Source organism: Streptomyces sp. NPDC031418 (assembly GCF_055581605.1).
Genome location: NZ_JBVIJC010000025.1, coordinates 113,101 through 133,738, shown reverse-complemented (window position 1 = coordinate 133,738; position 20,638 = coordinate 113,101). Strand labels below are relative to the sequence as shown.

Annotated in this window: 20 protein-coding genes and 1 pseudogene; 16 read left to right on the top strand and 5 right to left on the bottom strand. The window is 72.4% G+C overall.

Annotation, left to right across the window (positions count from 1 at the left end; all coding sequences use genetic code 11):
- Positions 1 to 267: 267 nt before the first annotated feature.
- The 15 genes from ACZ5CZ_RS31535 to ACZ5CZ_RS31465 all read left to right on the top strand — a co-directional run bounded on the left by ACZ5CZ_RS31535 (position 268) and on the right by ACZ5CZ_RS31465 (position 15,271).
- Complete coding sequence (locus ACZ5CZ_RS31535) at positions 268 to 1,902, top strand: acyl-CoA dehydrogenase family protein (protein WP_468947737.1); 1,635 nt, start codon at positions 268 to 270, stop codon at positions 1,900 to 1,902.
- Positions 1,903 to 2,248: 346 nt separating this feature from the next.
- A complete protein-coding gene (locus ACZ5CZ_RS31530) occupies positions 2,249 to 3,550 on the top strand; it encodes a GAF domain-containing protein (protein ID WP_468947735.1) in 1,302 nt (433 codons plus the stop codon).
- A 182-nt stretch (positions 3,551 to 3,732) separates the two neighbouring features.
- Positions 3,733 to 5,064, top strand: a complete 1,332-nt coding sequence (locus ACZ5CZ_RS31525) for a hypothetical protein (RefSeq protein ID WP_468947733.1) — start codon at positions 3,733 to 3,735, stop codon at positions 5,062 to 5,064.
- 116 nt (positions 5,065 to 5,180) lie between these two features.
- Positions 5,181 to 5,753, top strand: coding sequence for a GNAT family N-acetyltransferase (locus ACZ5CZ_RS31520; RefSeq protein WP_468947731.1), 573 nt, complete (start codon positions 5,181 to 5,183; stop codon positions 5,751 to 5,753).
- Positions 5,754 to 5,880: 127 nt separating this feature from the next.
- Positions 5,881 to 5,964: a putative leader peptide gene (locus ACZ5CZ_RS31515; protein WP_309486338.1), complete on the top strand. Its 84-nt coding sequence runs from the start codon at positions 5,881 to 5,883 to the stop codon at positions 5,962 to 5,964.
- A 124-nt stretch (positions 5,965 to 6,088) separates the two neighbouring features.
- Positions 6,089 to 7,789, top strand: a complete 1,701-nt coding sequence (locus ACZ5CZ_RS31510; RefSeq protein ID WP_385840689.1) for a nitrite/sulfite reductase — start codon at positions 6,089 to 6,091, stop codon at positions 7,787 to 7,789.
- Positions 7,786 to 7,968 (top strand): hypothetical protein, encoded by a 183-nt coding sequence (locus ACZ5CZ_RS31505; RefSeq protein ID WP_385840688.1) that lies wholly within the window; start codon positions 7,786 to 7,788, stop codon positions 7,966 to 7,968. Before ACZ5CZ_RS31510 ends, ACZ5CZ_RS31505 begins: the two co-directional genes overlap by 4 nt.
- Positions 7,965 to 8,675, top strand: a complete 711-nt coding sequence (locus ACZ5CZ_RS31500; protein WP_468947728.1) for a phosphoadenylyl-sulfate reductase — start codon at positions 7,965 to 7,967, stop codon at positions 8,673 to 8,675. The genes ACZ5CZ_RS31505 and ACZ5CZ_RS31500 overlap by 4 nt, the downstream gene beginning before the upstream one ends.
- A gap of 29 nt (positions 8,676 to 8,704) precedes the next feature.
- Positions 8,705 to 9,241, top strand: a complete 537-nt coding sequence (gene cysC / locus ACZ5CZ_RS31495) for an adenylyl-sulfate kinase (protein ID WP_468947726.1) — start codon at positions 8,705 to 8,707, stop codon at positions 9,239 to 9,241.
- On the top strand, positions 9,238 to 10,173 hold the full coding sequence (cysD, locus tag ACZ5CZ_RS31490; protein WP_385840685.1) for a sulfate adenylyltransferase subunit CysD: 936 nt from the start codon (positions 9,238 to 9,240) through the stop codon (positions 10,171 to 10,173). The genes cysC and cysD overlap by 4 nt, the downstream gene beginning before the upstream one ends.
- 2 nt (positions 10,174 to 10,175) lie before the next feature.
- On the top strand, positions 10,176 to 11,510 hold the full coding sequence (locus tag ACZ5CZ_RS31485; RefSeq protein WP_385840684.1) for a sulfate adenylyltransferase subunit 1: 1,335 nt from the start codon (positions 10,176 to 10,178) through the stop codon (positions 11,508 to 11,510).
- A 219-nt stretch (positions 11,511 to 11,729) separates the two neighbouring features.
- A complete protein-coding gene (locus ACZ5CZ_RS31480; protein WP_468947723.1) occupies positions 11,730 to 12,836 on the top strand; it encodes an aliphatic sulfonate ABC transporter substrate-binding protein in 1,107 nt (368 codons plus the stop codon).
- Between the two features lie 11 nt (positions 12,837 to 12,847).
- Positions 12,848 to 13,651 carry an ABC transporter ATP-binding protein gene (locus ACZ5CZ_RS31475; RefSeq protein WP_385840681.1) on the top strand — a complete coding sequence of 268 codons (804 nt, stop codon included), beginning with the start codon at positions 12,848 to 12,850 and terminating at the stop codon, positions 13,649 to 13,651.
- Entirely contained in the window at positions 13,638 to 14,525 is an 888-nt protein-coding gene (locus ACZ5CZ_RS31470; protein ID WP_385840680.1) for an ABC transporter permease, read from the top strand. The genes ACZ5CZ_RS31475 and ACZ5CZ_RS31470 overlap by 14 nt, the downstream gene beginning before the upstream one ends.
- Before the next feature lie 2 nt (positions 14,526 to 14,527).
- Positions 14,528 to 15,271: a sirohydrochlorin chelatase gene (locus tag ACZ5CZ_RS31465; RefSeq protein WP_468947720.1), complete on the top strand. Its 744-nt coding sequence runs from the start codon at positions 14,528 to 14,530 to the stop codon at positions 15,269 to 15,271.
- 14 nt (positions 15,272 to 15,285) lie between these two features.
- Here ACZ5CZ_RS31465 and ACZ5CZ_RS31460 read toward each other — a convergent pair whose 3' ends face one another.
- The 4 genes and pseudogenes from ACZ5CZ_RS31460 to mgt all read right to left on the bottom strand — a co-directional run bounded on the left by ACZ5CZ_RS31460 (position 15,286) and on the right by mgt (position 18,937).
- Positions 15,286 to 15,597 (bottom strand): hypothetical protein, encoded by a 312-nt coding sequence (locus ACZ5CZ_RS31460; RefSeq protein WP_385840678.1) that lies wholly within the window; start codon positions 15,595 to 15,597, stop codon positions 15,286 to 15,288.
- 557 nt (positions 15,598 to 16,154) lie between these two features.
- Positions 16,155 to 16,784, bottom strand: a complete 630-nt coding sequence (locus tag ACZ5CZ_RS31455) for a mycothiol-dependent nitroreductase Rv2466c family protein (RefSeq protein ID WP_385840677.1) — start codon at positions 16,782 to 16,784, stop codon at positions 16,155 to 16,157.
- 98 nt (positions 16,785 to 16,882) lie between these two features.
- Positions 16,883 to 17,437, bottom strand: a complete 555-nt coding sequence (locus ACZ5CZ_RS31450; RefSeq protein ID WP_468947717.1) for a DUF1697 domain-containing protein — start codon at positions 17,435 to 17,437, stop codon at positions 16,883 to 16,885.
- A 215-nt stretch (positions 17,438 to 17,652) separates the two neighbouring features.
- A pseudogene (gene mgt, locus ACZ5CZ_RS31445) lies at positions 17,653 to 18,937 on the bottom strand (macrolide-inactivating glycosyltransferase).
- A gap of 92 nt (positions 18,938 to 19,029) precedes the next feature.
- Between mgt and ACZ5CZ_RS31440 the strand changes: the two are divergent.
- Positions 19,030 to 19,893, top strand: coding sequence for a phosphotransferase enzyme family protein (locus ACZ5CZ_RS31440; protein ID WP_468947715.1), 864 nt, complete (start codon positions 19,030 to 19,032; stop codon positions 19,891 to 19,893).
- Positions 19,894 to 19,912: 19 nt separating this feature from the next.
- Here ACZ5CZ_RS31440 and ACZ5CZ_RS31435 read toward each other — a convergent pair whose 3' ends face one another.
- Positions 19,913 to 20,638, bottom strand: coding sequence for an exonuclease domain-containing protein (locus ACZ5CZ_RS31435; RefSeq protein ID WP_468947713.1), 726 nt, complete (start codon positions 20,636 to 20,638; stop codon positions 19,913 to 19,915).

The following is a 20,638-nucleotide window of genomic DNA, read 5'->3' as shown; positions in this document are numbered from 1 at the left end:
GGGGGGTGTTTTTGGGGAAAAAAAAAAAAAAGAGCCCCAAAACCTGCTCTCCCTCACTCTGTGGGGGAGGGGGGGGCGCCCCCCCCCCCCCCCCACCCTCCCCCCCCCCCCCCCCCCCCCCCCCCCCGGCGCTGTGCCACTCTGGAGGCCGACGGCAGGCCGGTACCAGACGGTCACCGGGCCGCCATAAGCCGTCATGAGCCGTCATGAGCCGTCATCAAGCGGCCCTAGGTCATCATCGGTACCGTCCCGGGTAGGTTCGCAGTCATGGCAGGCACCTCCACCCACACCGTGACGAACCAGCCGCCGCCGCTGGTCGGGTACGACCTCTTCACCGCCGACCGGGCCCTTTCCGAGGCGGTCGAGCGGCACACCGATCCCGCCGTGCTGGACGAGGTGCGCGCGGAGCTGTCCGCGCTGGGCCGCGCCTCGGGATCGGCGCAGGTGCAGGAGTGGGGGGCGCAGGCGAACGAGAACCCGCCCCGGCTGGCCACCCATGACCGGTACGGCCACCGGATCGACGAGGTCGAGTTCCACCCGGCCTGGCACCGGCTGCTCGGCAAGGGCGTCTCGGCGGGCCTCACGGGCGCCTGGAGCCGGCCGGCGGGGCATGTGCGGCGGGCGGCCGGATTCCTGATCTGGACGCAGGTCGAGGCGGGCAACTGCTGTCCGCTGTCGATGACCCACGCGGCCGTGCCCGCGCTGCGCACCGATCCCGAGCTGGCCGCCGTCTGGGAGCCCCGGCTGTCCTCCACGATCTACGACCGGGAGCTGCGGCCCGCCGACCGGAAGGCCGGCGCCCTGATGGGCATGGGCATGACGGAGAAACAGGGCGGCAGCGACGTACGGGCGAACACCACCGAGGCCCGCCCGCTCGCCGAGGCCGGTACCTACACCCTCACCGGGCACAAGTGGTTCTGCTCGGCGCCGATGTCCGACGCCTTCCTGGTGCTGGCGCAGGCCCCGGACGGCCTGACCTGCTTCCTGGTGCCCCGGGTGCTCCCCGACGGTACCCGGAACGTCTTCCGGATCCAGCGGCTGAAGGACAAGCTCGGCAACCGGTCCAACGCCTCCGCCGAGATCGAGTTCGACGGCACGTGGGCGCGCCGGGTGGGCGAGGAGGGGCACGGGGTGCGCACCATCATCGGGATGGTCGCGGCGACCCGGCTGGACTGCGCGCTCGGTTCGGCGGGCCTGATGCGGCAGGCGGTGGCGCAGGCGATCCACCACTGCACCTACCGGGAGGCGTTCGGCGGGCGGCTGGCCGACAAGCCGCTGATGCGCAACGTCCTCGCGGATCTCGCGCTGGAGTCGGAGGCGGCGACCGCGCTCGCGCTGCGGCTGGCGGCGGCGTACGACGACGGCGGCGAGCAGGAGCGCGCCTTTCTGCGGCTGGCGGTGCCGGCCGCCAAGTACTGGATCACCAAGCGCTGTGCGCCGGTGGCGGTCGAGGCCGCCGAGTGCCTGGGCGGCAACGGCTACGTCGAGGACTCCGGCCTGCCCCGGCTGGTACGGGAGTCGCCGCTGAACTCGGTCTGGGAGGGCGCGGGGAACGTCCAGGCGCTGGACGTGCTGCGGGCGCTGCAACGGGAGCCGGGTGCGCTGGACGCGTGCCTCACCGAGATCGGCCGGGCCCATGGTGCCGACCACCGGCTGGACCGGGCGGTGAAGGACCTGTTCACCGAACTCGCCGACCTGGACGGCATCGAGGGCCGCGCCCGCCGTCTGGTGGAGCGGCTGGCGGTGGTCCTCCAGGGCTCGCTGCTGGTCCGGCACGCCCCGCCGGAGGTCGCCGACGCGTTCTGCGCGTCACGCCTGGGCGGCGACCACGGGGCGTCCTTCGGCACGTTGCCGGCAGGCCTGGACCTGGCCTCGGTGGTGGAGCGGGCACGGCCGGTCTGATCCGGCCGGGGGCCACGGGGAGCCGCCCGGCCGGCCCGGGTGCTCCGGCGCACGCCGGCGGCGCGCGCGGGGCGCTGCCGCCGTGCGGCGGCCGGACTCCCGGCGGGGGTGGTGCTGCGCCGACACGGCACCACCCCCGCTCAGGGTCAAGTCTCGGCCGATCCCGTACGGTTCACCAGGGTTGCAGGGGGTTGCAACTTGTTGGCGCACATGCGCGGAGTCTGTGCCTCCGGCCTGCCCCTGACGGCAGTATGTGAGGCACAGCCGGACCGGAAACCGCCGCCCGGACGGCTTGACAAATGTGTTCGATGCCCTTTCCGGGAGGACCCCTGTGGTGAACCCGCCGATGAACGTGGCGCGTCTGGCCGCCGTGGACGCGGCGCAGGCGGCGCGGGTGCTGTGCGAGGTGCGCGAGGCGACGCTCGCCGGTCGACGTGCACGGATCGCGCCGCGGCCGGTGATCGAGCAGTCCTGGGGGCGGATGCTGCGGCGCGGCGTCGACCCCGATCGCGACTGCCGGTCCGGGCTGCTGCCCTCGGACGAGGTGCTGCGCCGGCGGGCGGAGTCACCGCTGCGCCATGTGCTGCCGGTGCTGCGGGAGGGACTGCTTTCGGTCGTCGACGTGGCCCAGCACATCATGGTGGTCGCGGACGCCGAGGGCCGGGTGCTGTGGCGGGAGGGGGCCGCTCCGGTGCTGCGCAAGGCCGACGGCCTGGGTTTCGAACTCGGCGCGGACTGGCGGGAAGACGTCGTCGGCACCAACGGGGTGGGCACCCCGGCGGTCGTACGGCAGCCGGTCCAGGTCTTCGCCGGTGAGCACTTCGTCCGTTCGCAGCTCTCCTGGACCTGTACGGGTGCCCCGATCAGCGATCCCAGGGACGGCCGGCTGCTCGGGGTGGTGGATGTCAGCGGCCCGCTGGAGACCATGCATCCGGCGACGCTCGCCTGGGTGGACACGGTGGCCAAGCTGGCCGAGGCGCGGCTGCGCGAGTTGCATCTGGCCTCGCTGGAGCGGCTGCGGGCGGTGGCGGCGCCGGTACTGGCCCGGCTGGACGGGCGGGCGCTGGTGGTGGACCGGGACGGCTGGGCGGCGGCGGTGACGGGCATGCCGTACGTCCGGCGGGTGACGCTGCCCAAGTCGCCGGCGCCGGGGCGCCGGTGGCTGCCCGGGCTCGGCTCGTGCGCGGTGGAGCCGCTGGCCGGGGGCTGGTTGCTGCGGGCGGAGGAGGAGCCGCGCGGAGCCTCGGCCACCCGGATCGTGGTGGACCTCGCCCGGCCGGACCGCTGTGCGCTGACGGTCTCCGCCACGGCGGGTTCCTGGTCGCGGGAACTGAGCCCGCGGCACGCGGAGTTGCTGTTCCTGCTCGCCGAGCACCGGGCCGGGCGGGGCGCCGCGGCGCTCGCCGAGGACCTGTTCGGGGATCCCGCCCGCACGGTGACGGTACGGGCCGAGATGTCGCGGATCCGGCGGTATCTCGGGGAACTGCTGCGCCATCGGCCGTATCGATTCTGCGAGACCGCGGAGGTCGAGGTGGTACTCCCGGCCGACCCGCGTGACCTGCTGCCCCGCTCGACGGCGCCGGCGGTGGCACGGCGCCGCACGGCCCTGAGGCCCGCCGAGCCCGCCCGCAGCCCCGAGGCCCCCTGAGTCCGTCCGCCCGGTGTCTACGGGGTGTCTACGGGCCAACTGCGGGGTCTTCACCCGGCGCGACCCGTCACTGCCGTAGCATCGCTGTGCGGTCTCCCCACCTGCTTCTCGGTTCAACCTACGGACCGGAAGACGCAGTTGGTGACGGAGGGCCGTGCGGAGGGCCTGGAAGAGGGGTCGGGATGATGCATCGCGGCAGACACCGCCGGCGCAGACGGGGCGCGGCCCTGCGCGCGGTCCTGACCGGGGCCGCGCTGGCGCTCACCGCCGCCGCCACCCTGATCAGCACGTCCCAGGCCCAGGTCGCCGAGAACCCCGGCGCGCTCAGGCCGCTGACCGCCCCGGCGGACACCGCCCCGATGCGGCTGCGGGAACAGCTGGTCCCGCAGCGCACGCTGGACCGGCTCGCCGCGGGGATGGGGCGCCCGGTCGGGGTGGACGCCGTACTGCGCAGCGCGGACCTCCGGATGCGCGAGTCCGCCGACTGCTCCACCGCCGACCGCACCTCGTTGCCCGTCGCACCGGCCACCGACCACGCCTACTGCTGGGACCCGGCCGACACCGGTTCCACCGCGTGGCGGCCGGCCTCGGTGACCACCTCAGGCGACGCCGACGACGACGGGGTCTGGGGCACCCACCGGGTCGTCCTCAGCGGCTGGACCCGCGGCACCGCGGACGGCCCGGCCGCCGGGCGGGGCCTCGCCCGCGTCGCCTTCGTGAACGCCGACGACCCCGCCCGCCTCGCCTACCGGTGGGTGCTGCTGGTGGTGCCGGTCGACGGCGGCCGCGACTACCGGGGACTGGCCTCGGGGATCTCCGGGATGGTCTGGTACCAGGACAAGCTGCTGGTCACCACCACGGCCGGCAGCGCCGACGCGCTCTATGTCTACGACGTCGACCGCATCGAGCGCACCACGGTCGACGGGTCCGCGATCGGCCGGGTGCCCGGGGGCTGGTCCGCCGACGGCTACCGGTATGTGATGCCGGCGGTCGGCTCGTACCGCTTCCCGGCCGGCCGCTGCGCCTCCTCCGGCGCACCCTGCCCCGGCGCGCTCGCCGTCGACCGCGGCACGGTCCCGGACAGCCTGGTCGCCGCGGAGCGCACCGATCCCGGGGACGGGCACAGCCGACTGTGGCGGTACGCGTTCAGCACCGCGCCCGGGCGGGGCGGACTGCTCGCCGCGGACGCCCGGGGCCGGGTGGAGGCGGTGGAGGCGTACCGGACCCGGGCCACCGGGATCCGGGGGGTGCTGTCGTACCGGCAGGCCGGGGCGGAGGTCTCGTCCTGGTATGTGGGACACCTGCCCGATTACCGGGACGGGCACGGCGGGCTGTGGCGGCAGGACGTCGGCGGTGCGAAGGCGGCACGCTGCGGCGCGGACGCCTCGCACCGCTGCTGGGCCGCGTCCGCGGGCTCCCTGTCCTACTGGCAGGAGACCGGCGAGGTCTGGTCCCTGTCGGACCGCATGCTGTTCTGCCTGCCGCTCGCCGCGCTCGACCGCACGGTGCAATGACGCGTCCGGCCGGCAGCCCCCGCACGTGACCCAGGGCCTCTCTTTCGGATCTTTCCGGCGAGAGAAAGGCCCTCGTCGATCGACAGATCCGGTGCCGGGATGGTTCCCTGGCTCGCATGAGCAGCGTGCCCGTCACCACCTGGTCCCTGGAGCAGACCTCCCCGGCCGACCTCCTGCCCGCCGCCGTGCCCGACGGCGACGTCCGGATCGTGCGCGCCGAGGTGCCCTCCCCCGAGCTGAGCCGCTTCCTGTACGCCTCGGTGGGCGGCGACCTCCGGTGGACCGACCGGCTCCCCTGGACCCATGCGCGGTGGCGGGAGCACCTGGAGCGACCCGGGGTGGAGACATGGGTGGCGTACGAGCGCGGCACCCCGGCGGGCTATGTCGAGTTGGACCCGCAGGACGAGGGCGTGGTGGAGATCGTCTACTTCGGGCTGCTCCCGGCCTTCCGCGGTCGCGGCATCGGCGGTCATCTGCTGTCGTACGGCACGGCCCGCGCCTGGGACCTGGCCGAGCGCTGGCCGGAGCGTCCGCCGACCAAGCGGGTGTGGCTGCACACGTGCAGCCTGGACGGCGAGTTCGCGATGGCCAACTACCAGCGCCGCGGTTTCACCCTGTTCGACACGAAGGTGGAACTTGAGCCGGATGTGCCCACCCCGGGACCGTGGCCCGGCGCATACCCTGCCTGACCTGCCGGGACAAGCCTTCGCACGGCACATGTGAGCGACGACACTCTCGTCTCGCGGTACGAGACAGAGACGTCCGCATGATGGACAAAGCTGGACTGTGTCCAGATCGCCATGACACGCTTCCGTCATGTCTGGAACTGGAATTGCCTTGGTGAGTCGGCGGCACGTCGACCTCGGCCGCATGTCCAGCGCCATCTGTCCGGCGAGCTGATCCCACCAGCACCGCCGACTTCCCCGTAGCTGATTCCGCCTGCGCAATGATGCGCAACCATGCCCGCGTGCGCTCGTATACGCAGGTCAGAGCCGATTCCTCCGGTCCCGAAGGACGTACAACCATGGCCGCCAGCCCACAGAACCCCGCCGCCTCCGCGCCCCGCCGCAAGGTGAGCCGTCACCGCGGTGAGGGCCAGTGGGCGGTGGGCCACTTCACCCCGCTCAACGGCAACGAGCAGGTCAAGAAGGACGACGACGGTCTCAATGTGCGGACACGCATTGAGACGATCTACTCCAAGCGCGGTTTCGACTCCATCGACCCGAGCGACCTGCGCGGCCGGATGCGCTGGTGGGGTCTGTACACCCAGCGCAAGCCCGGGATCGACGGCGGCAAGACCGCGGTGCTGGAGCCGGAGGAGCTGGACGACCGCTACTTCATGCTGCGGGTGCGCATCGACGGCGGTGCCCTCACCACCCGTCAGCTGCGCGTCATCGGCGAGATCTCGCAGGAGTTCGCGCGCGGCACCGCCGACATCACGGACCGGCAGAACGTCCAGTACCACTGGATCCGGATCGAGGACGTGCCCGAGATCTGGAACCGGCTGGAGGGCGTGGGCCTGTCCACGGTCACGGCCTGCGGTGACACCCCGCGTGTGATGATCGGTTCGCCGGTGGCGGGCATCGCCGAGGACGAGATCATCGACGGCACGCCGGCGCTGGAGGAGATGAAGCGCCGCGTCCTGAACAACAAGGCCTACTCCAACCTCCCCCGGAAGTTCAAGACGGCCATCTCGGGCTCGCCGGTGCTGGACGTGGTGCACGAGATCAACGACGTGGCCTTCGTCGGCGTACGCCACCCCGAGCACGGCCCCGGCTTCGACGTCTGGGTCGGCGGCGGTCTGTCCACCAACCCCAAGCTGGGCGTGCGACTCGGCGCCTGGGTGCCGATCGACGAGGTACCGGACGTCTACGAGGGCGTCATCTCGATCTTCCGTGACTACGGCTACCGCCGGCTGCGCAACCGGGCCCGGCTGAAGTTCCTCGTCGCCGACTGGGGCGCGGAGAAGTTCCGCCAGGTGCTGGAGGACGAGTACCTGGGCGGGCGCAAGCTGATCGACGGGCCCGCCCCCGAGCAGCCGGTGCAGCAGTGGCGCGACCACATCGGTGTGCACCGGCAGAAGGACGGCCGGTTCTACGTCGGGTTCGCCCCGCGCGTCGGCCGGGTGGACGGTGCCACGCTGACGAAGGTCGCCGACCTCGCCGAGGCGCACGGCTCCGGGCGGGTGCGCACCACCGTCGAGCAGAAGATGATCATCCTCGATGTCGAGGAGGACCAGGTCGACTCCCTCATGGAGGGCCTGGAGGCGCTGGACCTCACCGCCCGGCCGTCCTCCTTCCGGCGCGGCACGATGGCCTGCACCGGCATCGAGTTCTGCAAGCTCGCCATCGTCGAGACCAAGCAGCGCGGTTCGACGCTCATCGACGAGCTGGAGCGCCGGCTGCCGGACTTCGCCGAGCCGATCACCATCAACCTCAACGGCTGCCCGAACGCCTGCGCCCGTATCCAGGTCGCGGACATCGGTCTCAAGGGCCAGCTGGTCCTGGATGACCAGGGCCGGCAGGTCGAGGGCTACCAGGTCCACCTGGGCGGCGCCCTCGGTCTGGAGGCGGGCTTCGGCCGCAAGGTGCGCGGTCTGAAGGTCACCGCGGAGGAACTGCCCGACTACGTCGAGCGGGTGCTGCGGCGCTTCCAGGCCGAGCGCGAGGACGGCGAGCGGTTCGCCACCTGGGCGGCCCGCGCTTCCGAGGAGGCCCTGTCGTGAGCGAGCGGGCCGCGCCTTTCTACTGCCCCTACTGCGGCGACGAGGACCTGCGTCCGGGTGAGCAGGGGCACGGCGCCTGGGAGTGCGGGGCGTGCAACCGCGCATTCCAGCTGAAGTTCCTCGGACTGCTCGCCCGGGGGCTCCAGCGGGCCGACAACGGAGGGGACGACCGGATATGACGACGGCCCGGCAGGACCGTACGACCGAGGAACTGAAGGCGCTCGCCGAGCAGGCGGGCCGGGACCTGGAGGACGCCTCCGCCCTGGAGATCCTCCAGTGGGCGGTGGACACCTTCGGCGCGAAGTTCTGCGTCACCTCCTCCATGGAGGACGCCGTGGTCGCCCATCTCGCCTCGCGGGTGCGCAAGGGCGTGGACGTCGTCTTCCTGGACACCGGCTACCACTTCCCGGAGACCATCGGCACCCGGGACGCCGTCGAGGCCGTGACGGACGTCAACGTCATCACCCTGACGCCGCGCCAGACGGTCGCCGAGCAGGACGCGGAGTACGGCCCCCGGCTGCACGACCGCGACCCCGACCTGTGCTGCAAGCTGCGCAAGGTGCAGCCCCTGGAGGCGGGCCTCACGGGGTACGACGCCTGGGCGACCGGACTGCGCCGCGACGAGTCCCCGACCCGGGCGAACACCCCGGTGGTCGGCTGGGACGAGAAGCGGCAGAAGGTCAAGATCTCCCCGATCGCCCGGTGGACCCAGGACGACGTCGACGCCTACGTCGCCGAACACGGCGTCCTCACCAATCCGTTGCTGATGGACGGCTACGCCTCCGTCGGCTGCGCCCCCTGCACCCGCAGGGTCCTGGAGGGCGAGGACGCGCGGGCCGGCCGCTGGGCCGGGCGGGCCAAGACCGAGTGCGGGCTGCACGGATGACGCATCATCAGACCTCTTTGGAGAACGACGTGAACACCGGAGCCACCGTCTGGCTCACGGGTCTGCCGAGCGCCGGCAAGACCACCATCGCGTACGAGCTGGCCGCCCGGCTGCGCACCGAGGGCCACCGCGTCGAGGTGCTCGACGGCGACGAGATCCGCGAGTTCATCTCGGCGGGCCTCGGCTTTTCCCGCGAGGACCGGCACACCAACGTGCAGCGCATCGGCTTCGTCGCCGAGCTGCTCGCCCGCAACGGCGTCAAGGCGCTGGTGCCGGTGATCGCGCCCTACGCCGACAGCCGGGACGCGGTGCGCACCCGGCACGCGGAGAACGGGACGCCGTACCTGGAGATCCATGTGGCGACCCCGGTCGAGGTGTGCTCGGTGCGGGACGTCAAGGGGCTGTACGCCAAGCAGGCCGCCGGCGAGCTGACCGGGCTCACCGGGGTCGACGACCCGTACGAGCAGCCCGAGAAGCCCGACCTGCGGATCGAATCGCAGAACCAGACCGTGCAGGAGTCCGCGGCGTCCGTGTACGCCCTGCTCAGCGAGAGGGGACTGGCATGACGACCGTGGCCACGGCCGAGAGCGGCACGAACAGCCCGTACGCCCTGTCGCACCTGGACGCGCTGGAGTCCGAGGCGGTGCACATCTTCCGCGAGGTGGCGGGCGAGTTCGAGAACCCGGTGATCCTGTTCTCCGGTGGCAAGGACTCCATCGTCATGCTGCACCTGGCGCTGAAGGCGTTCGCCCCGGCCGCCGTTCCCTTCTCGCTGCTGCATGTGGACACGGGACACAACTTCCCTGAAGTCCTTGAGTACCGGGACCGTGTGGTCGACGCACATGGGCTGCGGCTCCATGTGGCCTCCGTACAGGACTACATCGACCGGGGTGTGCTCAAGGAGCGTCCCGACGGCACCCGTAACCCGCTCCAGACCCTGCCGCTCACGGAGAAGATCCAGAGCGAGAAGTTCGACGCCGTCTTCGGCGGCGGCCGCCGGGACGAGGAGAAGGCCCGCGCCAAGGAGCGGGTGTTCTCGCTGCGTGACGAGTTCTCCCAGTGGGACCCGCGCAGGCAGCGGCCCGAGCTGTGGAACCTGTACAACGGCCGGCACGCGCCCGGTGAGCACGTCCGGGTGTTCCCGCTGTCCAACTGGACCGAGCTGGACGTCTGGCAGTACATCGCGCGCGAGGGCATCGAGCTGCCGCAGATCTACTTCGCGCACGAGCGCGAGGTGTTCCGGCGCGGCGGGATGTGGCTGACGGCGGGCGAGTGGGGCGGCCCGAAGGACGGCGAGACCGTGGAGAAGCGACTCGTGCGGTACCGGACCGTCGGTGACATGTCCTGCACCGGTGCCGTCGACTCCGACGCCACCACGCTGGACGCCGTGATCGCCGAGATCGCCGCCTCCCGGCTCACCGAGCGGGGCGCGACCCGGGCCGACGACAAGCTGTCCGAGGCCGCGATGGAAGACCGCAAGCGCGAGGGGTACTTCTAAGCATGAGCACGACGACGACCGAGGCGCTCTCGGCCACCACTCTGCTGCGGTTCGCCACCGCCGGCTCCGTCGACGACGGCAAGTCCACCCTGGTCGGGCGGCTGCTGCACGACTCCAAGTCGGTCCTCGCCGACCAGCTGGAGGCCGTGCAGCGGGTCTCCGAGAGCCGCGGCCAGGACGCCCCGGACCTGGCGCTGCTCACCGACGGCCTGCGCGCCGAGCGGGAGCAGGGCATCACCATCGACGTGGCGTACCGCTACTTCGCGACGCCCCGGCGCCGGTTCATCCTGGCCGACACGCCCGGCCATGTGCAGTACACCCGGAACATGGTCACGGGTGCCTCCACCGCCGAGCTGACGGTGATCCTGGTCGACGCCCGCAACGGCGTGGTCGAGCAGACCCGCCGGCACGCGGCGATCGCGGCCCTGCTGCGGGTGCCGCACGTGGTCCTCGCGGTCAACAAGATGGACCTGGTCGACTACGAGGAGACGGTCTTCGCGGCGATCGCCGAGGAGTTCACGGCGTACGCGACCGAGCTGGGCGTGCCCGAGGTCACCGCGATCCCGATCTCGGCGCTGGCCGGTGACAACGTGGTGGAGCCCTCCGCGCACATGGACTGGTACGGCGGCCCGACCGTCCTGGAGCACCTGGAGACGGTGCCGGTCAGCCACGACCTGGCGCACTGCCACGCACGGCTGCCCGTGCAGTACGTGATCCGGCCGCAGACCGCCGAGCACCCGGACTACCGGGGCTACGCGGGGCAGATCGCCGCGGGTTCCTTCCGGGTCGGCGAGGAGGTGACGGTCCTGCCGTCCGGGCGGACCACGCGGATCTCCGGCATCGACCTGCTCGGCCGGCCGGTCGAGGTGGCGTGGACGACGCAGTCGGTGACGGTCCTGCTGGAGGACGACATCGACGTCTCCCGCGGCGATCTGATCGTCCCGACCAAGGACGCCCCGCCGACCACGCAGGACGTGGAGGCGACCGTCTGCCATGTCGCCGACCAGCCGCTCACGGTGGGCCACCGGGTGCTGGTGAAGCACGGCACGCGCACGGTCAAGGGGATCGTGAAGGACATCCCGTCCCGGCTCACCCTGGACGACCTGTCCCTGCACCCGCACCCGGGCCGGCTCGTCGCCAACGACATCGGCCGGGTGAAGATCCGTACCGCCGAGCCGCTGCCGGTGGACTCCTACGCCGACTCGCGCCGCACGGGCTCGTTCATCCTGATCGACCCGTCCGACGGCACCACGCTCACCGCGGGCATGGTCGGCGAGTCCTTCGCCTCCCCGGAGCCGGTCACGGACCCGTCCGACGACGACGGCTGGGACTTCTGAGCATGCGGCCGACCGATGTCTACGGGACGTTCGCGAAGGAGGGCGGCCGCGTCGGCAGCGGCGCCGTCGGCAGCGGAGAGGGCGGGGTGGCCCGATGTGCGCGCTGACGTACGCGCACCGCTCGCGCGCCCTCGCTCCCCGTCGTAGACGAAGACCTGCCGATCTCCCGGCCACGACCTGACAGACGTGACCGCCGGGCCAACGAGAGGAACGCCTCCCGTGCCTGCCAGCTCGAAGCTCCTTCGGCGCGGCGCTGCCGCGCTCGTCGTGCTGCCCCTGCTCGCCCTGTCCGCCTGCGGCTACGGCTCCAAGGCCGCCGACACCGGCACCGTCAAGATCGCCGCCGGGGCCAGGAAGATCGACGGACTCGACTCCGTCAGGATCGGCTACTTCGGCAATCTGACGCACGCGACCGCGCTGGTCGGCAACCAGAAGGGCTTCTTCCAGAAGGAGCTGGGCGCCACCCGGGCCTCCTACCAGGTGTTCAACGCGGGCCCGTCCGAGATCGAGGCGCTCAACTCGGGCTCGATCGACATCGGCTGGATCGGCCCCTCCCCGGCGATCAACGGCTACACCAAGTCGGACGGCACGAACCTGCGCATCATCGGCGGTTCCGCCTCCGGCGGCGTGAAGCTCGTCGTCAACCCGAAGAAGATCAGGTCCTTGAAGGGCGTCAAGGGCAAGAAGATCGCCACCCCGCAGCTCGGCAACACCCAGGACGTGGCGTTCCTCGACTGGGTGTCGCGGCAGGGCTGGAAGGTCGACGCGCAGAGCGGCCAGGGCGATGTCTCCGTCGTCCGCACGGACAACAAGGTGACCCCGGACGCCTTCAGGTCCGGCTCCGTCGACGGCGCCTGGGTGCCGGAGCCGACCGCGTCGAAGCTGGTCGCGGAGGGCGGCAAGGTCCTGCTGGACGAGGCGTCGCTGTGGCCGGACAAGAAGTTCGTGATCACGAACATCGTCGTACGCCAGAGCTTCCTGAAGGAGCACCCGAAGGCCGTCGAGGCGGTGCTGCGGGCCTCCGTCGAGACCAACAGGTGGATCAACGCCGAGCCGGAGCAGGCGAAGGCCGCGGCCAACAGGCAGCTGGCCCTCGACAGCGGCAAGGCCCTGCCCGCCGGCGTCCTGGACCCGGCGTGGAAGTCCATCCGCTTCACCGACGACCCGCTGGCCTCGACCCTGCGCACCGAGGCACAGCACGCCGTCCGGGCCGGCCTGCTGGACCGCCCGAAGCTGGACGGCATCTACGACCTCACCCTCCTGGACAAGGTCCTGAAGGCCGAGGGCGAGAGCACTGTCAGCGACGCCGGTCTCGGCGTCAAGTAGCCCTGTAGCCGATGAGTTCCCAGGAGGTGACGTCCATGGCCACGACCCTCGCCGAGGCCGCCCGGTCCGTCGAGCACGCGGCGCGCATCGACCATGTCTCGAAGTCCTTCCCGACCCCCGGCGGGCGGCAGCTCGTCCTGGACGACATCAGCCTCGATGTCGCGCCGGGCGAGTTCGTCACCCTGCTCGGTGCGTCGGGCTGCGGCAAGTCGACCCTGCTGAACCTGGTGGCGGGGCTGGACGAGCCCTCCGCCGGCAGCATTACCACCGAGGGCCGCCCGGCCCTGATGTTCCAGGAGCACGCCCTGTTCCCGTGGCTGACCGCGGGCAAGAACATCGAACTGGCCCTGAAGCTCAGGGGTGTGCCGAAGAGCGAGCGGCGCGAGCGGGCCGAGCAGCTGCTCGAACTGGTCCGGCTGAAGGGCGCCCACGGCAAGCGGGTGCACGAGCTGTCCGGCGGTATGCGCCAGCGTGTCGCCATGGCCCGCGCGCTCGCCCAGGACAGCCGGCTGCTGCTGATGGACGAGCCGTTCGCGGCCCTGGACGCGATCACCCGGGACCTGCTGCACGACGAGCTGACCCGGATCTGGGCGGAGACGGGTCTGTCCGTGCTGTTCGTGACGCACAACGTGCGCGAGGCGGTGCGGCTGGCGCAGCGGGTCGTCCTGCTGTCGTCCCGGCCGGGCCGGGTGGCCCGCGAATGGCGGGTGGACCTCCCGCAGCCCCGGCGCATCGAGGACGCGCCGGTCGCCGAACTGTCCCTGGAAATCACGGATGTACTGCGTGAGGAGATCCGCCGCCATGGCCAGCACTGAAACGACCGAGACGGCCGGGGAACTGGCGAGCGTCGAGGCGGGCCTGGACGCGCTGGAGACCACGGTCACCGGCCGGCCCTCGCTCCGGCAGACCTTCGTGGGCAAGATCCTGCCGCCGCTGGTGGCCACCCTGGTGGTGCTGGCGGTGTGGCAGGGCCTGATCTCCTTCAAGATCGTCGATGATCCGGCCAAGCTGCCCTCCCCCGCCGCCGTCGGCGCCGAGTTCCGGGACGCCTGGCTGGAGGGCAAGCTCCTCGGCTACATCTGGACCTCCGTCTCGCGTGGCCTGCTGGGCTTTCTGTTCGCCCTCGCCATCGGTACCCCGCTGGGGCTGCTGGTGGCCCGGGTGAAGTTCCTGCGGGCGGCCATCGGGCCGGTGCTGTCCGGGCTCCAGTCGCTGCCGTCGGTGGCGTGGGTGCCGCCCGCGGTGATCTGGCTGGGGCTGAACAACTCGATGATGTACGCGGTGATCCTGCTCGGCGCCGTGCCGTCGATCGCCAACGGCCTGGTCTCCGGCATCGACCAGGTGCCACCGCTGTTCCTGCGGGCCGGCCGCACCCTGGGCGCGACGGGCCTGCGGGGCGCCTGGCACATCGTCCTGCCGGCCGCGCTGCCGGGCTACCTGGCGGGCCTGAAGCAGGGCTGGGCCTTCTCCTGGCGGTCGCTGATGGCCGCGGAGATCATCGCCTCCTCCCCGGACCTGGGCATCGGTCTGGGCGCGCTGCTGGAGAACGGCCGCAACGCCAGCTCCATGTCGATGGTGTTCGAGGCGATCTTCCTGATCCTGTTCGTCGGTATCGCCATCGACCTGCTGATCTTCAGTCCGCTGGAGCGGTGGGTGCTGCGCAGCCGCGGTCTGCTGGTGAAGGGCTGACCATGCGCAACGAGTCCGTTCTCCTCCTCGTCGCCCACGGCAGCCGCGACCCGCGGCACGCCGCGACCGTGCACGCCCTGGTGGAGCGGGTGCGGTCGCTGCGGCCGGGGCTGCGGGTGGAGACCGGCTTCCTGGACTTCAACGTGCCGTCGGTGCACGGGGTGCTGGAGTCACTGGCGGCCGAGGGGGTACGGGACGTGGTGGCGCTGCCGCTGCTGCTGACCCGCGCCTTTCACGCCAAGGCCGACATCCCGGCCGTGCTGCGGCAGGCGCCGGCGCGGCTGCGGATCCGGCAGGCGGAGGTGCTCGGCCCGTCGCCGCTGCTGCTGTCGGCGCTGGAACGGCGCCTGTACGAGGCGGGGCTGAGCCCCGCCGACAAGTCCTCGACCGGGGTCGTGCTGGCCTCGGCGGGGTCCTCCGACCCGGAGGCGATCGCAGTGATCGCGGATATCGCGCGGGAGTGGTGGCACACCGGTTGGTGCGCCGTGCGGCCTGCGTTCGCCTCCGCCGCGGGGTTCCCCCGCACCGAGGACGCCGTGGCCGAGCTGCGGGCCCTCGGCTGTGCGCGGGTGGCCGTGGCGCCGTATGTGCTGGCGCCCGGCTTTCTGCCGGACCGCATCGCGCGGGGGGCGGCCGGCGCCGATGTGCTGGCGGACGTCCTGGGCCCCGCGCCGGAGGTGGCGCGGGTGCTGCTGGAACGTTTCGACGCCGCCGCCCGGCCGGCGCTGACGGCGCTGGGCGCCTGACGCCGGGCTTGCGCTCACAGATCGAGCGCCTGCGTGAGGTGCCGGGTGAAGGTGAGACTGGCGCTGCCGGCCGAGGCGGCGATGGCGACGGCCTCCAGCGCGGTGCGGATCCGGCCGCGGTTGGGCGGCAGGCCGTCCTCGGCGGAGAGTGCCAGCTCGCTCTCGATGGTCTCGCCGCGGTCGACGAGGCCCGGGTATTCGGCGTGCAGCGCCTCGGTGAGCCGCTCGGCGACCTCCATGAGGGTCGCCAGATCCACCGTGCCGCGCCGGGGATCGATACCGAACTGGCCCGGGCCGCCGACGTTTCCGTAGTTGTACGTGCTCATGTCCTGTCCTCGCTTCAGGCCCTGGCTGCCGAAGATGGCGGGACCGCTGACGTTACCGATGTGGTGGGTGTGCCTGCCGACGGTGACGTCAAGCTCCCGGTGACCGTGGTCGGGTGGGGGCTCGGGGTGCCACTGCCGGCGAACGGCCCGGTCGCGAACGGGCAGGGGGGCGCGGGCGAGGAGGTTGGCTCGATCGTGACCGTGCCGCGCGCCCGAGCGGGCCGAGAACAGCCACCCATCCGGGTGATCCGGACCCGTTGACCCGGGTACCGGTCCGCCCGTACCGATCATCCTTCGCCTGCTCCCGCCCGCTCGCTCCGCTCCGGCCGTTCCGCGCGCTTCACCCTAGGGACAGGACGGTGAGTTTGTCGCGAGCTTCGGCAACCGGGGCGCATGGGAGGCGGATGCGTGGTAGCGGCCGCGCGGTCCGGCGCTCCCCTGCGACGTCGGACCGCGGCGGCTCTTCGTTCTGCGTCGCCCATGACCCCGGTGTCACAGACGGCGCGCGTCCGGCGTCGGGGAGCGACGATTATCGGCCAACCAGCCTTCCCTGCGGGTCAGTCGAAGCGGAGGGAGCCGGTGCGGGTGCGCTTGAGCTCGAAGAAGTCGGGGTTGCGGGCCAGCAGCCGGAAGCCGTCGAACAGCTCGGCGGCCGCCTCGCCGCGCGGTACGGCGCGCAGCACGGGCCCGAACCACACGGTGCCGTCGACGTGCAGGGTGGGGGTGCCGACATAGCCGCCGGAGTCCGGCTCGGTCCCGGCCTCGTGCCGGCGGCGCACGGCGGCGTCGTACGACGGGTCGTGCGCGGCCTCGGACAGGCTTGCCGGGAGGCCGAGTTCGGCCAGTGACTCGGCGACCACGGTGTCGAAGTCCTTGATGCCCTTCTCGTGGATGCGGGTGCCGAACGCGGTGTACAGATCGCGCAGCACCGCGTCCCCGTGCTGCTCGGCGGCGGCCGTGGCCACCCGGACCGGGCCGATCGAACGGTCCACCAGATCCCGGTACCAGTCGGGGAGTTCGTTGCCGGTGTTGTGCAGGTAGAGGCTCATCACCTGGAACCGGAGGTCCAGTGGGCGCAGCCGCTCGACCTCCAGGATCCAGCGGGAGGTGATCCAGGCGAAGGGGCAGGCGGGGTCGAAGTAGAAGTCGACGCGGGTCGGTTCGGCGGGGGTGTCGCTGTACGTCATGGTCGCGACGCTACCCGGGCGGTGGCGCGGAATCCCGGCCCAATGGCAGCCCTTTTCCCTGGCCCAATTCCGCCCGCGCGCCGGTCGCCCGCGGATGTTCAGGCGTCCTGGGCCGTCAGCTCGACCAGTTTGAGCACGGTGTTCCAGTTGCGGGTGGTGGCGATCAGACCGCCCGCCGCGTACCGCGGCCGGGACAGCACGTCGGCCAGCTTGGACCGGCCCAGGCCGTCCGGGGCGTACAGGTACAGGCAGCGGTCGCCGAGCCGGAACTCCTCGGGCAGGTGGGCGGCGGGGTCGATGCCGGCGTAGCGGTCCGGGGTGACCGGCTGGGAGAAGTAGGTGACGTGGAGCTGCTTGGGCTGGAGTCCGGCGGCCGGGAAGGGGCAGGCCTCGGCCACCGCCCGGAGATAGGCGTGATCGCGCACGATCACGTCCACGGGGAAGCCGAACCGCTCCTCGATCGCCCCGGACAGTTCCGCCGCGAGCGACTCCTCGTCACCTCGGCCGGTGCTGAAAACGGCCTGGCCGCTCTGGAGATGGGTGCGTACGCCGGTGTGGCCGAGGTCGCTCAGAAGCGCGCGCAGGTCGGCCATGGGGAGCTTCCGGCTGCCGCCGACGTTGATTCCGCGCAGCAGCGCCGCATAGGTCGTCATCCGGCCAGCGTAGAACGGCCGTCGTGCCCCGTGGGGGCGGGCACGACGGCCGGGTCCCGCGGCAGGCGGGCTGCGCGAAACTCTGGCCGATCGGCGGGGTGCGGATCAACCTCTACGCGCAGCTGTGACTTGTTCAACAAGTCTTCGTAATCACAAAGTGGATCTCTGGCGTCGGATCGGACACGGGGGTGGGTCCGGCGCGGCCCGCCGATCCGTCACCGCTCCGACGGCCGTATGCGATCTGGAAGTTCGGCCTCGATGAGGTCGGCCGCCCGGCGGGTGCCGCCCTCCTGCGCCATCTCCTTGCGGATCCCGGCCAGCCGGTGCGCGACCTCCGGGTCGTCCACCAGGGCGAGGGCGGTCTCGCGCAGCCGCTCGGCGGTGGCCTCCTCGGTGTCCAGCCGCCGGGCGACACCGAGCGACTCGAGCATGTCGGCGTTGCCGAACTGGTCGACGGCCTGCGGTACGGCGATCATCGGCGTGGCGGTGGCCAGGCCCTCCTGGCTGCCGCCGGCCCCCGCGTGGGTGACGAACAGGTCGGCCTGGCGCAGGATCGCGAGCTGCGGTACCCAGTCGCGCACCTCGACCCCGGGCGGCACCTCGCCCAGCTCGGCCGGATCCACCTGGCTGCCGATCTGGAGGACCAGATGCCAGCCGGGCAGCTCGCCGAAGGCGCGCAGGCACTCCCGGTAGAACGCGGGCTGCTTGGTGAAGGCCGAGCCCAGCGACACCAGCACGACCTTCTCGGCGCCGGCCGGCCGCTGCCACTCGCCCTGCTCCGCGCGGTCCCCCTGGCAGGCGCCGACGAAGCGGTGGACGCGTTCGTCCACCCGGTCGGCGTGCGGCTGGAGGGCCCTGGGGATGAGCACGATCGAGCGGTCCGGGCGGCCGACGAAGGGGTCCGGGTGCTCGGTGATCCCGTTCTCCGCGAGCCAGGCCGCGAAGCGCGCGTAGTAGGCCTGCCCGCGCGGGGTCCGCCGGGGCTCGGCCCACATCGGCTCGGCGACCTCCTCCTCGTACCCCTCCCAGGCGACGAGGTTCGGGGAGAGGGAGATCGCCGGGACGCCCCAGCGGTGGGCGAGGACCCGGGCCGGGTAGGAGGTGATGTCGTGCAGGACGAGGTCGGGTTCGTCGCCCGCGAAGGCCTCGGCGAGCTGCGGCAGCGCCTGGATGGCGTCCGCCAGGAAGGGCTCCACGTGGTCCAGCAGGGTGCTCCCCCAGGCGCTCGGATCGGCGTCGGGGGCGGGCAGCGTGGAGGTGTACGGCACGGGCCGGGCGCCGGTCGCGGCGACCTTCTCGGCGAACACGGGCGGGATGGCGTAGCTGACCCGGTGTCCCCGGGCGACCAGTTCACGGATCACCTCCAGGCTGGGGTTCACATGGCCGTGGGCGGCGACGGAGAACATCGCTATATGGGCGTTCATGAGGACGACCGTAGGCGAGACGAGACGTCTCGTCCAAAGGTTTTCCAGGACGGGCCGCGCGGCCCCGATTCCTCACCGAGGGCCCACGCACCCGGTCCGACCTGTGGAAATGGGAGACTGGCGGCGCGGCACCACGGCGGTACGACGGCAGCGGCGAAAGGCACGAGGATGGACGAGGCACGGGCGCGTGACGTACTGGATGCGGCGGGAGTGCTGCCGGGCCCGGCCCGGGACGCGCGGCTGCTCGCCCTGGGCGAGAACGCGGTGTTCGCCGCCGGGGATCTGGTGGTCAAGGTGGGCCGCGACGCCGAACTGCTGGAGCGGGCCGGGCGCGAGCTGGCCGTCGCCGGCTGGCTGGCGGAGGCGGGCGTGCCCGCGGTGCGGGCGGCCGAGCCGGAGCCGCGGCTGGTGGCGGGGTATCCGGTGACCGTGTGGCTGCGGCTGCCCGAGGCGGTCCGGCCGGCCGAGCCGCGCGACCTGGCCGAGCTGCTGCGGGTCGTGCACACGCTCCCCGCTCCCCCGTTCGCGCTGCCGCCCCGGGATCTGCTGGGCGGGGTGGAGCGATGGCTGCGGCTCGCGGGGGACGCGATCGACCCCGCGGACGCGGCCTATCTCCGTGCCCGCCGGGACGGCTTCGCGGCGGCCGCGGCCGCGCTGACGCCCCGTCTGACACCGGGGCCCGTCCACGGCGACGCGCTGCCCCGCAATGTGCACGTGGGGCCGGACGGGCCGGTGCTGGTCGATCTGGAGACCTTCTCCATGGACCTGCGCGAGCACGACCTGGTGGTCATGGCTCTCTCCCGGGACCGGTACGGGCTGCCCGCCGAGAGGTACGACTCCTTCGTCGAGGCGTACGGCTGGGATGTGCGGGAGTGGGAGGGGTGCGCGGTGCTGCGCGGGGCGCGGGAGACCGCCAGCTGCGCGTGGGTGGCCCAGCACGCACCGGGCAACGCGGCGGCACTGGCCGAGTTCAGGCGGCGGGTGGGGTCCTTGCGGGACGGGGACGAGACCGTGCGGTGGTATCCCTTCTGAGCCACCGGCCGCGCCGGCGCTACGCGGGCCGGGCCGCGGTCAGCTCTCGCAGGGGCCAGGTGCCGTCCACCACCGCGTCCGCCTCGCCCTTGCGGCGCAGGAAGTCCTGGAAGTCCGCCGCCCATTCCGCATACCACTCGATCTGGGCCCGGTGCAGTTCGGCCGGGCCGAGCGCGGCGATCTTGGCGTGCCGGTCGGCTATCGCGGTGGCGAGGCGGGCCGCGGCCAGGGCGTCGGCGGTGGCGTCATGGGCCGCGCCGAGGACTATGCCGTACTCCGCGCACACCGCCTCCAGGTTCCGCTTGCCCCGGCGGTAGCGGTCGACCCGGCGGTCGATGGTGTACGGGTCGACGACCGGCGCCGGGGCCCGGCCGCCCAGCCGCTCGGACAGCGACGGCAGGCCGTGCCGCAGCAGTTCCGCGGTGAGCAGGGTGAGGTCGAAGGCCGCGTTGTAGGCGACGACCGGCACGCCCGCCTGCCAGGCGGAGACCAGGGCGTCCGCGATCGCGTCGGCGACCTGGTCGGCCGGTTGGCCCTCGGCCGCCGCGCGTTCGTTGCTGATGCCGTGCACGGCCACCGCGTCGGCCGGGATCTCCACTCCCGGGTCGGCCAGCCACTCCCGCCGCCCCACGGGCTCGCCGGCCCTGACCTCGATCACCGCGCCGGTGACGATGCGCGCCTCGCGCGGATCCGTTCCGGTCGTCTCCAGGTCGAAGCCGATCAGCAGCTCCCGGTGCCAGCCCAT

Coding starts and splice junctions, on each gene's coding strand:
- ACZ5CZ_RS31455 (WP_385840677.1), bottom strand. CDS start 16,784: ATGACGTACAGCGACACCCCCGCCGAACCGACCCGCGTCGACTTCTAC.
- ACZ5CZ_RS31475 (WP_385840681.1), top strand. CDS start 12,848: ATGAGTTCCCAGGAGGTGACGTCCATGGCCACGACCCTCGCCGAGGCC.
- ACZ5CZ_RS31450 (WP_468947717.1), bottom strand. CDS start 17,437: ATGACGACCTATGCGGCGCTGCTGCGCGGAATCAACGTCGGCGGCAGC.
- ACZ5CZ_RS31515 (WP_309486338.1), top strand. CDS start 5,881: ATGTCTGGAACTGGAATTGCCTTGGTGAGTCGGCGGCACGTCGACCTC.
- ACZ5CZ_RS31465 (WP_468947720.1), top strand. CDS start 14,528: ATGCGCAACGAGTCCGTTCTCCTCCTCGTCGCCCACGGCAGCCGCGAC.
- ACZ5CZ_RS31525 (WP_468947733.1), top strand. CDS start 3,733: ATGATGCATCGCGGCAGACACCGCCGGCGCAGACGGGGCGCGGCCCTG.
- ACZ5CZ_RS31510 (WP_385840689.1), top strand. CDS start 6,089: ATGGCCGCCAGCCCACAGAACCCCGCCGCCTCCGCGCCCCGCCGCAAG.
- ACZ5CZ_RS31530 (WP_468947735.1), top strand. CDS start 2,249: ATGAACGTGGCGCGTCTGGCCGCCGTGGACGCGGCGCAGGCGGCGCGG.
- ACZ5CZ_RS31500 (WP_468947728.1), top strand. CDS start 7,965: ATGACGACGGCCCGGCAGGACCGTACGACCGAGGAACTGAAGGCGCTC.
- ACZ5CZ_RS31435 (WP_468947713.1), bottom strand. CDS start 20,638: ATGGGCTGGCACCGGGAGCTGCTGATCGGCTTCGACCTGGAGACGACC.
- ACZ5CZ_RS31440 (WP_468947715.1), top strand. CDS start 19,030: ATGGACGAGGCACGGGCGCGTGACGTACTGGATGCGGCGGGAGTGCTG.
- ACZ5CZ_RS31485 (WP_385840684.1), top strand. CDS start 10,176: ATGAGCACGACGACGACCGAGGCGCTCTCGGCCACCACTCTGCTGCGG.
- ACZ5CZ_RS31460 (WP_385840678.1), bottom strand. CDS start 15,597: ATGAGCACGTACAACTACGGAAACGTCGGCGGCCCGGGCCAGTTCGGT.
- ACZ5CZ_RS31535 (WP_468947737.1), top strand. CDS start 268: ATGGCAGGCACCTCCACCCACACCGTGACGAACCAGCCGCCGCCGCTG.
- cysD (WP_385840685.1), top strand. CDS start 9,238: ATGACGACCGTGGCCACGGCCGAGAGCGGCACGAACAGCCCGTACGCC.
- ACZ5CZ_RS31520 (WP_468947731.1), top strand. CDS start 5,181: ATGAGCAGCGTGCCCGTCACCACCTGGTCCCTGGAGCAGACCTCCCCG.
- ACZ5CZ_RS31470 (WP_385840680.1), top strand. CDS start 13,638: ATGGCCAGCACTGAAACGACCGAGACGGCCGGGGAACTGGCGAGCGTC.